Source organism: Ruminococcus sp. YE71, from assembly GCF_900119155.1.
GTDB lineage: Bacteria > Bacillota > Clostridia > Oscillospirales > Ruminococcaceae > YE71.
In genome coordinates this window covers 1-11466 of record NZ_FPIR01000039.1, presented here as the reverse complement: position 1 = coordinate 11466, position 11466 = coordinate 1, and the positions used below count along the sequence as shown (strand labels likewise).

Below are 11466 nucleotides of genomic sequence, written 5' to 3'. Positions count from 1 at the left end.
AACGCATTCAGACTTACCTGGGACGCTGTAAAGGGCGCAGAGAAGTATTGCGTGGCATACTACTCCGCAGGCAAGTGGAAGCTCCTCGCTCAGACCACAGCAAAAGAGACCACATTCACCAAGACCAAGGTTCCCGCAGGCTCCTATAAGGTAGTCGTAGGCGCTAAGATCAACGGCGAATGGGATATCTCTAATCTCAACCAGAGAGCTGTTACAGTTACTATCAAGTAAGACTTCACCTCATCCAAGTAGTCATAAGAACCTTAAAGATCGGCAGCCCCTTCGGGGGCTGTTGGTCTTTTTTTATTCAAAAATCATCGGAAGTTTTTTGAAACGGTGTTGGAGGATGCCCCTTTTTCCTGTCGTGAGTAACTACGGGGGGCTCCACAAAAAAGAAATCAGCAGTCATCGGCGATAAAGAGCACCAACAAAGAGTCGCGGGGTGGAGAAAAATGTTTTTTTGTAAAAAAAGCACTTGCATGGGAGCGGTTTTTGTGATATAATTATAATATCTATATGATATGCAAAAAAGTTTGAAAGGAAGTAATAAAAATGGAATTTCAGTTTTCTGAAAAAGTCTCGCATTTACAGGCATCTGCCATCCGTGAGATACTCAAATACTCTGCTGACCCTGCGGTCATTTCTTTAGCGGCAGGTTCGCCTGCTCCCGAGGCTCTGCCCACAAAGCAGCTCGAAGAGATATCCAAGGAGATACTCGCCGAGGAGCCTTCGATAGCTTTCCAGTACGGCGTCACCGAGGGCTACACCCCTCTCCGCGACGAGGTGAAGAAGATACTCGCCGACAAGGGCGTTTACAACCCCGAGTACGATGAGGTCATCATCACCAGCGGCGCACAGCAGGCTAACGAGCTTTCTGCGAAAGTCCTCTGCAACGAAGGCGATGTACTGCTCGCCGAGTCGCCGAGCTTCATCGGTTCGCTCAACGCGTTCAAGTCCTACCACGTTGACCTCAAGGGCGTCACCCTCGAAAGCGACGGCATCAACATCGAGGAGCTTGAAGCAAGACTTAAAGAGGGCGGCGTGAAGCTCGTTTACCTCATCCCGAACTTCCAGAACCCGACGGGCAACACCATGTCATGGGAGAAGCGCGTAAAGGCGTTCGAGCTGTGCAAGAAGTACGGCGCTGTCATCCTCGAAGACAACCCCTACGGCGACCTCAGATTCGCGGGCGAGGACATCAAGTGCATCAAGACTCTCGATACCGAGGGTTCTGTCATCTACTCGGGCACCTTCTCGAAGATACTCGCACCCGGGATCAGAGTCGGCTACGTTTGCGCACACAAGGATATCATCCAGAAGATCGTTGTCTGCAAGCAGGTGGCTGACGTTCACTCCACCATGTGGTCGCAGATGCTGGCATACCGTTTCCTCAATAAGTACGACCTTGCCGAGCACCTCGTTTCCCTCAGAAAGGTCTACAAGCACAAGACCGAGCTGATGCTGGGCGAGATAGCAAAGAACTTCTCCTCAAAGATCGAATACACCAAGCCACAGGGCGGTCTGTTCATCTGGTGTACTCTTCCCGAGGGCGTGACCACTCAGCAGATGCTTGACTTCTGCACCAAGGCGGTCAAGGAGTACAAGGTAGCTATCGTTCCGGGAACGGCTTTCGAGATACACGAGGACGACCCGACACGCTCCTTCCGACTCAACTTCTCGACCCCTACCGACGAGAATATCGTCAAGGGCATCGGCATACTCGGCAAGCTCTCCAAGGAGATGTTCGGCGAATAAGGGCTGATGTCACCGCTTTTAAAAGACGCTCTGCGTGAGATACGGCACAGCTTCGGCAGGTTCCTTTCGATACTGCTGATAATCGCTCTCGGATGCGGATTCTTCACAGGTCTGCGAGCTTCGCGCTCAGATATGATACTGACCGCATCGAAGTATTTCGAGCAGAGCGATCTTATGGACCTGAGACTGCGCTCGGGCATAGGCATCCGTTCGGATGAGATAGCCGCAGTCCGTGCCGCCGAAAACGTCAGGGGCGCATATGCAGGCTACACAAAAGATCTCTACTACAACTACGACGACAGGAGCGTGGTTGTCAAGGCGTTCTCGCTCATCGAGAGCGTGCCCGAGGAAAGCGAGAATTATCTCAACCGTCCCGTGCTGGTGGAGGGCAGGATGCCGAAAGCCAAGAACGAATGCGTGGTGGAGCGCAAGCTCTACTCCCCCGAGACCTTCAGCATCGGCAACAAGCTGACCTTTACTTCTCCCGACAAGCCGATAGATCAGGTGCTGGCTTATGATACCTTTGAGGTGGTGGGAATAGTCATCTCCCCCGTGTACATCGGGCTTGAAAGGGACGCTTCGCTGGTGGGCGACGGTTCGGTGAACAGCAACGTTTTCCTTACCGAGTCGGCGTTCCTGCTGGACTACTACACCGACCTCTACGTGGCTCTCGACGGCGTTGACGGGCTCGACCCTTTCTCGGAGGAGTACCGCAAAAAATGCGAACAGCTCGGTGAGCCTGCCGAGAAGGCTTTTGAGGACAGCCTGAAAAACCGCTACAGCAATATGCTGACGGCGGCTCAGAACAAGATATCTTCGGCTGAACAGACCCTCGCTTTCACCGATGAGGTGCTGGCGGCGGATACCGAACAGCTGAAAAAATACTACGCGGAAGCGGTGAAGTATGCCGAAGCTCTCGAAGAAAGGCTCGGCGGTTCCGAGTCGCTGCTCGATCAGGTGACGGTGAGGAACGCCAAGAGCAAGGTGGATAAACTCGCCGCTCTCATCACCGACGAAACGGGAGAGGTCAGGAAACAGTACATCGCCGAATCGGAGGACGCGAAGGCACAGATAGCCGACGCAAAGGCACAGCTTGCCGAAGCCCCCGAGCTCCGCACCCTCTGCGAAACGCGCTTCGACCGCAACGACTATATCTCGTTCAGAAGCGACGCGGATAAGATATACAACGTCTCGAAGGCGTTCCCGCTGTTTTTTGTGCTGGTGGCGGCGCTCATCTGCATCAACGCCATGACCCGCATGGTTGAGGAACAGCGCACCACCATCGGCGCATACAAGGCGCTGGGTTACGGGACGGGCAGGATACTGCTGAAATTCCTGATATACGGTTCGGCGGCGGCTGTCATCGGCAGTCAGCTGGGCGCGGCTGTCGGACTGAAGATAATACCCTCCATCGTCATTCGGACGTACAGGGTCATCTACATGATACCCGGCGAAGAAACGCCGTTCCGCATCGGTTACGCGCTGCTCTCGCTCGGGGTGTCGCTTCTGCTGACAACGGCGGCATCGGTGTTCTCCTGTCTGGGAGAGCTGCGCGGTCAGCCGTCGGAGATATTGCGCCCGAGACCCCCGAAGTCGGGCAAGAGGGTGCTTCTCGAAAAAGTGCCTGCGGTATGGTCGCGGCTCAGCTTCGTGTCGAAGGTGACGGTGCGCAATCTCATGCGCTACAAGAAACGCTTCGCCATGAGCGTTGTCGGCGTGGCAGGCTGTACGGCGCTGATAATCACGGGCTTCGGACTGCGGTACTCGATATCCTCGATAATCGACAAGCAGTTCGGCGGAGTGTTCACCTATGACGCTCTTGCCGCGCTGAACACTTCCGATGAAGCCCCCGAAAAAGCCCTCGGCCGCGAGGAGATAACGGGTTATGTGCCTGCGGTCTCGAAGATAGTCAGCGCAGGCGGCGAAAGACACGGCTACCAGACCACACTGTTCGCTCCGAAGGGAGACATCTCGGCGTTCGTGACGCTGGAGAGCCCCGACGGCGAAAAGCTGTCGCTCTCGGACGGCGCCGTGATAAACGAAAAGCTCGCAAAGCTCTGCTCGCTGAAAAAGGGCGACACGGTGTACCTCACCGACACCGACGGCATGGAGCTGACTTTCAAGATCGGCGGGATAATGAAAAACTATGCCCTCAACTACGTGATCGTTTCCGAGGAGATGTTCACTCAGGCGGCAGGGGAGACCGAGTGCAGCGTGGCGTTCTTCAACGTTGCGGACGGCACTGACACAAAGGCTCTGCGGTCAGAGCTTATCGCCGATGGCAGGATACTCGGCACGTCGTTCCTCGGCGAACAGACGAAGAGCCTGCACGATCAGGTGAAGAGCCTTGACACTATCGTGATACTGCTGATAGTGTGCGCGGTGTTCCTTGCGCTGACGGTGCTGTACAACCTCGCCGAGATAAACATAACCGAACGCAGGCGCGAGCTTGCGACCGTTAAGGTGCTGGGCTTTTTCGACCGCGAGACGGCGGCGTATGTCAGCCGTGAGAACCTGCTGTCTGCCATCATCGGCATAGCAGTGGGGTTCGGCGTGGGAAAGCTTCTGCATCTGTTCGTTGTCTACACGGTAGAGGTGGAGACGGTCATGTTCAACCGCGAGCTGGTGTGGTGGGCGTATCTTGCGGGAGCGGCTGTCACGGCGGCGTTCACGGTGCTTGTTAACATCGTGCTGTACTTCAAGCTGAAAAAGATAGACATGGTCGAATCGCTGAAATCGGCTGAATAGTCCTGCCGCAGGCGATACCGAAGACCGAAACAAAAACAAGGAGGACAAAACTATGGAAATAGTAAAAACCGCAAGAACATCCGCCGAGACTCTCGCAAAAGGCACTGGAAAACTCGGCAGAAAGCTGTATAAGTTCGTGCATGACAATGAGGTATTCTGGATGGTGACGGCGTTTTTCATGACGGGCGTCGTTATCGGCATGATATTCTCGCCCCACAGGGACATCTCGATCGGTTCCAACAACAGCGGAAACGGCTGCAACAACACGGCGGACGGCTGCAAGGCGGGCTGCTGCGATGATGAAGAGTAAGCGGATACTGCCGTTTCTTCTGCCGATACGTTCGGTGATTTTCCCTGCGGTGTTCATCATTCAGGCAGAGATAGCGGGAAAAAAACTTGGCGATATGGTCTGCTGGTGGTCTGTCACCGACACTGTGCTGAATCTGCTGACTATCGCTCTGCTTGTATTTGCAGCGAGAAAAAACGGGATGACCTACGGCGAACTTATCAATTACCGCAGGGGTCAGTCGAGCGTCAGGCGCGTTATCTGCGTGACCATGCTTGTCCTCGTCCTCGGCATGGGCGGGATGTATCTTGCGGGGTTTGTCTGCTACGGTGTCTTCCCCTATCTGGCCCCGATGATGGCAGCCCCCCCCTGCCTGCGGTGTTAGCGATACTGAACATCCCTCTGCTGCCCGTGACTACGGCGTTTGCCGAGGACGGGCTGTATCTCGGCTGCGGAGTGAACAACAAAAAAAACAAGTATGCGGCGGTGCTGCTGCCTGCGTTCTTTTTCGCGCTTCAGCATTGCTTCATCCCTACGCTGCCCGATGTGCGGTACATGGCGTACAGATTTCTGTCGTTTCTGCCGCTGGCAGCCGTGCTGTGCTTGTATTATTATAAGAAGCGCGACCCGCTGCCTGTGATGGTCGGACACACGGTCATCGACATAGCGACCGTCATGACGATACTAGCAACATCGGTCACACCCGGACTTTACGAAAAAATGTGCGGGATGTGATCCGCATGAATATTACACAGGAGGTCAAAATTATGGAAAAGTTCAAGACTATCGAAACTATCAGGACTACCGTCGGTGCAGCTGCCGAAAAGGCTATCGAGGATACCGGCGCTCTCGGAAAGAAATTCTATAAGTTCGCTCAGGATAATGAGGTGTTCTGGATGGTGCTGGCGTTCTTCCTCATGGGAGTTATCATCGGCATGATCTTCTCGCCCCACAGAGACTTCGCCATCGGCTGCAACAACAACGCCAACAACTTTGAGAACGGCTTCGACGACGAGGACGAAGAAGACGTAGATTTCTGATCTTTACCGTTAGAGAGTACGGGTCTGACTTTGGGAAACCCGCACTCACATACGGAAGAAAGTCAAAACACATCGTTTGGTTTAGAACGGCAGACGAGGTTCGGTTCGTCTGTCTGTCTAAGCAAAATGAAAACACGAAAGGAAGTAAATCAATATGAAATTAGGAATGGTCGGACTGCCGAATGTGGGCAAATCTACACTGTTCAACGCACTTACCAACGCAGGCGCGGAGAGCGCTAACTATCCGTTCTGCACCATCGAACCCAACGTCGGCATCGTTAGCGTGCCCGACAAGAGGCTCGACAAGCTGGCAGAGATGTACAACCCAGAGAAGTTCACCCCTGCAACGCTGGAATTTGTGGACATCGCAGGTCTTGTAAAGGGCGCGTCGAAGGGCGAAGGTCTCGGAAACAAGTTCCTTGCGAACATCCGTGAGGTGGACGCCATCGTTCACGTTGTAAGGTGCTTTGAGAACGACAATATCATCCACGTTGACGGCAGCATCGACCCGAAGCGCGACATCGAGACCATCGACCTGGAGCTCATCTTCTCGGACATCGAGCTGCTGGAGCGCAGGCTCGACCGCACCAAGAAAGCTATGAAGGGCGACAAGAGCCTTGCTTCGCAGGTTGAGTTCCTCGAAGCGCTCAAGGCATTCATGGAAGAGGGCAAGGCTGCACGCGCCTTCGACATGACCGAGGAGCAGCTCGAATGGCTGAAAGAGACTCCGCTTCTGTCCCTCAAGCCCGTCATCTACGCCGCGAACCTCTCCGAGGACGACTTCAAGAACGGCGTTGAGAGCCACAAGCACTTCAACTCCGTGAAGGAGATAGCCGACGCTGAGGGTTCGGCAGTGTTCCCGATATGCGCACAGCTCGAAGCCGAGATAAGCGATATGGACGACGAGGACAAGGAGATGTTCCTGTCCGACCTTGGACTCGAACAGTCTGGTCTCGACAGAATAATCAGCACGGGCTACAGCCTGCTGGGTCTTATCTCCTACCTGACCGCAGGTCAGCCCGAGGTGCGCGCATGGACGATCAAGCGCGGCACGAAGGCTCCGCAGGCGGCAGGAAAGATACACTCCGACTTCGAGAAGGGCTTCATCCGTGCCGAGGTCGTGTCCTTTGACGATCTTATCGCCTGCGGTTCCATGACCGCCGCTAAGGAAAAGGGTCTTGTACGCTCCGAGGGCAAGGAGTACGTGATGCAGGACGGCGATATCGTTCTGTTCCGCTTCAACGTATAAGGAGCGCCCCCTAAAAACGTGAGGTTTGACCTCGCACATATGGAAATAATACTGTCTGATAGGTGAAATACATGAAAACAGCAAGACTTATCTCTGCGCTGTGTGCCGTCGGGCTGTGCCTGATGACGATGCCGTTCGGGGCTCTGAAAGCGAGTTCCGACGCGCCGTCGGTAAGCACTGGAGTGCATGAGCTTATCATAGACAGCAAAACGATAAACAGAAATAAAAACAGCGAGTGGCAGGGCTTCGGATGCGTCAGCGCGTCGGGCTCGTCACGTCTGCTGCTCGATTATAAATATGAGGAACCCGACGAATACCACAGGATCCTCGAACTGCTGTTCGCGCCCGACGGACCTGTCCGCATGACCCACTTCAAGATCGAGATGGGCGCCGACATCAACTCTTCTGGCGGTACGGAGCCCTCGGTCAAACGCTCGGCTGAGGAATCGCCGAACGTAAGGCGCGGTGCGGGCTTTCAGATAGCCGCCGACATCCGCGAGATAAACCCCGACGTTACTTTCGAGCTTATCGCATGGGGAGCGCCGGGTTATATCAGGAACGCCGAGCCCGAAAAGCGAAATGAGCTGAAATATCAGTGGTTCAGGCAGACCATCGACAGGGCGTATGAGGAGTTCGGCATCGTTTTTGACAGCGTATCGCCGAACTTCAACGAGAAGGAAGTCGATGCGGAGTTCATCAAGTACTTCTCGAAGTCGCTCAAAAGCGAGAAGGATACCCCCTACGACTACAGTAAGATAAAGATAGTCGCATCCGACGAGGACGCGAGCTACAGCACCGCAGCGATGATGCTTGCCGACAGCGAGCTGATGAAGGCGGTGGACGTTATCGGAATCCACTACACCTCAACCTCGGACGAGAATACGCTGAAATGCAAGAACGTCTACGGAAAAACTCTCCGCTACAGCGAGGGCATAGCCCCCGCGAACGTGGCGCGGCTGTCGGTCAACGCCGACGGTTCGGGTCTCGGGGGAGCGAATTCCACTCTCGACGTGGCGGGGCGCATCGTCAATATGTTCCCCAACGGCGGCTTCACGCTCTACGAGTTCCAGCCTGCGGTGGCGGCTTACTACAACGGTGCGGCGTACTTCCCGAAACAGCTCATCACCGCCAACGAACCCTGGTCGGGCTATACCGAGACGGGTTCGGGAGTGTATATGTGCGAGCATTTCAGCCTGTTCACCGAGAAGGGGTGGCAGTTCGTTGAAAGCGGCTGCTACGGCGACGGCAGCGAGAGCGGTCACGTTCTCTACGATACTACAAACAACTACATCACCCTTACCGACCCCGACACTGGCGACTACTCGACAATACTGGTCAACAACACCGATTCGGCGAGGGACTACAGCTTCACCGTCAGAGGGCTCGAAAAGGCAGGCAGTGAAGTTCAGGTCTGGGAGACCCGCGGACCCGACGAGGGCGAGAGATACGACGCTCACTACATGAAAAACGTCATGGATATCGAGCCCGACAAGGACGGCTCGGGAGCGTATACCTACAGGCTGAACGTCAAGCCCTACTCGATGGTGACGGTCTCGACCCTTTCGGTCACGGCACCTCAGCCCGAGGGCACGAAAGAACAGACCCGTCTCGAACTGCCTTACACGGACGACTTTGAGTACGAGCGCTACGGCAATTACACGGAAGAACGTTCGGGCGCTCCGCGGTATACCACCGACATCGGCGGCGCTTTCGAGGTGTACGACGATAAGGAAAAGGGCATGGTGCTCAGACAGATGATGACCCGCGATATGCGCGGCATCGAATGGGACAGCACTCCCGAACCCGTGACCACTCTCGGCGACGACACATGGTCGAACTATCAGGTAAAGGCGAAGGTCAGGCTCGGCGACACCGACGGCGCCGAGGACTACGACCCTGCAAAAAACTACGCAGGCATCGGGCTGAGGTACATCAACTCCTCGGCTAAGGACGGCGTCAGCGGATGCAGGATACTCATCACCGCCTCGGGGGAGTGGCAGCTTTGCAGACAGCAGGCGATACTCGCTCGGGGAAACATCACCGATTTCGACCCGAACGCCTGGCACGAGCTTTCGATAACCGCTTCGGCGGACTCGGTCTCGGCGACGGTGGACGGCACTCAGGTGGCTAACGAGAAGATAGAAAAGGACTTCGTTTTCTCGGGCAGGGCGGCGCTCTACAGCGCTTACTACAACAGCTGCTTTGACGACCTGGAGATAATGCCCGTCGAACAGCTGACGGGCTACGTCACAAGGCTCGACGACCTGGAGGACAACGTCTACTACAAGGGCAGCTGGTCGCACAACACGATGGACAGCTACACCTGCCACAACCGCACATCGTCATCCTGCGCTCCCAAGTCGGACGAGCCCGACCATCCGAGCTTTGAGTTCGCGTTCGAGGGGGACAGCGTGGCGCTTATCGGCAAGGCGAAGGGCGCGGTCGCGGACATCGAGATAGACGGCGAGACGGTGGCGAAGGGCGCGGAGCTCAACGGCAACGTCAACAAGTCTGCGCTCTGGCACAGGTACAGCCTCGGCTACAGCCAACACGCCGTCAAGGTGACTGTGACTTCGGGAAGTCTGTCGCTGGACGCCGTGGAGTACGGAACGATGGCACGCCTGAAAAACGGCGACCCGAAAGGCGGTCTCATCGAGAACGACGAGGGTATGAACAAGAACAAAGCGAAAAAGACGGGCAAAGTCACCACCTCGGGATTTTTCATCGTGGGGGGAACGGTGACGCTCATCGCGGCGGTTCTGCTCGTCGGCGGAAACATCCGCGGACAACGCAGAAAAAGAAGATAGTTTAGTTCGGCAGACTGTGTATTTACGCGGTCTGCCGCTCGTTATTATGTGAAAAAGCGGAAGAAATGTAATCGTTTGTAATTGTGACAAGCTACAAAATTCGGGCTATGTTATTGATTATCATTTGGGAGTTTGGTATAATTGAACATATCAGGCTATTTGTTTTTGTTCAAATGAGAAAGGAAGATATTATGATGTTTACCAAGAGATTTGCGGCAGCAGTTCTTGCACTGAGCTGCTCACTTTCATTCGCATCCTGCGGCGGAAGCGAGTCTTCAAGCTCCGACAGCGCGAAGGAGACCACTACCACCACCGCGGCTGCCGAGTCGGCGGCTGATGAGAGCACCGAAGAGTCCTCAGCAGCCGAGAGCGAAGAGACTGCCGAAAGCACCGAGGAGTCCGCATCCGACAGCGGCGAAAATACCGACGAGGAGCGTCCCGCTTACGACGAGACCAAGATGCCGGGCTACGACGCTTCCGCGACCGAGACCGTGTTCGAGTTCACCGACGCTCCCGACTCCGCATGGGGCGCAGCGTTCCCTGGCTTTACCACTCCCGAGGGCGCTTCCAGCGACGACTTCATAGACGCCCGCAGCTTGGAGCCCGACAAGGACGTTCACATCAAGGTCGAGTTCAAGTACACCGACATGACTCTCCAGATGATCGAAGAGGGTCTCACCGACCTGCATAAGACTCAGGTCGTTATCGGACCCTGCCACGCAAACGGCTGGACCAAGTTCGGCAGCTGGGAGAATCCGCAGTATCTTGTCTGCGATTATCCTGCCGCAAACGATCTCCCCGTGGACGGCGATTGGGTAGTCAAGGGCGAGAATGTTGTCAGCAAGGACGACGAAGAGGTCTGGGCTGACGTGTTCGTGAAGGACGACGGCTTCATCAAGATCACCAGCACTGACGTTACGTCCATCGAGTTCACCATCCCTGCCGAGGCTGTGAACCAGCTTATTGAGAAGTACAGCGACGAGAACAAGGCAGCCGACCCCGAGAGCGCCTTCGACGGCATCCTCTTCCAGCTGGGCGGCAGCATGAGCGTCACCAAGGTCACCATCGACCAGGGGAACGTGTTCCTCGCATCCCAGATCGCCGAAGCAGGATTCTGATCTGAGGGGGCGTGATGCTGACTGCGTTTTTTTCTGGGGGAGAACCTTTCTGAAGAAAGGTTCTCCCCCAGACCCCCTTCCAAAGACTTTTAATATGTCGCTCGTTGGATGTGGTCGGGGAGATAGGCTCTCAACGTTTCATGTGAGATAATCTGACAAATTCCGCAAATGATGCGTTAATCACCATTTAACGTCTTTTTGGCAAGAGCGCACTAACGATAAGAAGGATAATAAACTTCCCAACCAATACAAATTAAGTCAGAAACACCCACAGCCAAAAAGTATTAAAAGCTTTAGGAAAGGGTCTCCCAAAAGAGCATCCGCGGACGGCGGTACAAACTAAGTAAAAGTTTTTTTGGATTTGAAACGAAAAAGGAGCTGTTGCACCATCAGCACTCCCTCTCAATATCCGCACATCAAACCCGTCAAATACAATGCTTTGTAAAATAGGCATTTTCAGCGC

General features: G+C 54.9%; 10 protein-coding genes and 1 pseudogene. 10 read left to right on the top strand and 1 reads right to left on the bottom strand.

Annotation, left to right across the window (positions count from 1 at the left end):
* From BT142_RS19350 to BT142_RS18215, 10 genes and pseudogenes are all read left to right on the top strand, one after another.
* A pseudogene (locus BT142_RS19350) lies at positions 1–231 on the top strand (leucine-rich repeat domain-containing protein); the annotation flags it as partial.
* Between the two features lie 321 nt (positions 232–552).
* On the top strand, positions 553–1755 hold the full coding sequence (locus BT142_RS18250) for an aminotransferase-like domain-containing protein (protein WP_072419580.1): 1203 nt from the start codon (positions 553–555) through the stop codon (positions 1753–1755).
* 6 nt (positions 1756–1761) lie between these two features.
* Complete coding sequence (locus BT142_RS18245; RefSeq protein WP_084659564.1) at positions 1762–4503, top strand: ABC transporter permease; 2742 nt, start codon at positions 1762–1764, stop codon at positions 4501–4503.
* Between the two features lie 52 nt (positions 4504–4555).
* Positions 4556–4813 (top strand): hypothetical protein, encoded by a 258-nt coding sequence (locus tag BT142_RS18240; protein ID WP_072419578.1) that lies wholly within the window; start codon positions 4556–4558, stop codon positions 4811–4813.
* Positions 4800–5174 (top strand): hypothetical protein, encoded by a 375-nt coding sequence (locus tag BT142_RS19465; RefSeq protein WP_207645662.1) that lies wholly within the window; start codon positions 4800–4802, stop codon positions 5172–5174. Before BT142_RS18240 ends, BT142_RS19465 begins: the two co-directional genes overlap by 14 nt.
* Positions 5168–5524: a CPBP family glutamic-type intramembrane protease gene (locus tag BT142_RS19460; protein WP_207645661.1), complete on the top strand. Its 357-nt coding sequence runs from the start codon at positions 5168–5170 to the stop codon at positions 5522–5524. Before BT142_RS19465 ends, BT142_RS19460 begins: the two co-directional genes overlap by 7 nt.
* 32 nt (positions 5525–5556) lie before the next feature.
* Positions 5557–5829 (top strand): hypothetical protein, encoded by a 273-nt coding sequence (locus BT142_RS18230; protein WP_072419577.1) that lies wholly within the window; start codon positions 5557–5559, stop codon positions 5827–5829.
* 154 nt (positions 5830–5983) lie between these two features.
* Entirely contained in the window at positions 5984–7078 is a 1095-nt protein-coding gene (gene ychF / locus BT142_RS18225) for a redox-regulated ATPase YchF (RefSeq protein ID WP_072419576.1), read from the top strand.
* 71 nt (positions 7079–7149) lie between these two features.
* Complete coding sequence (locus BT142_RS18220) at positions 7150–9885, top strand: glycoside hydrolase family 30 protein (RefSeq protein WP_072419575.1); 2736 nt, start codon at positions 7150–7152, stop codon at positions 9883–9885.
* Positions 9886–10076: 191 nt separating this feature from the next.
* On the top strand, positions 10077–11003 hold the full coding sequence (locus tag BT142_RS18215; RefSeq protein ID WP_242940048.1) for a hypothetical protein: 927 nt from the start codon (positions 10077–10079) through the stop codon (positions 11001–11003).
* Positions 11004–11256: 253 nt separating this feature from the next.
* Here BT142_RS18215 and BT142_RS19455 read toward each other — a convergent pair.
* Positions 11257–11466 (bottom strand): hypothetical protein (locus BT142_RS19455; RefSeq protein WP_207647535.1); only part of this gene is annotated, 210 nt, incomplete at its 5' end.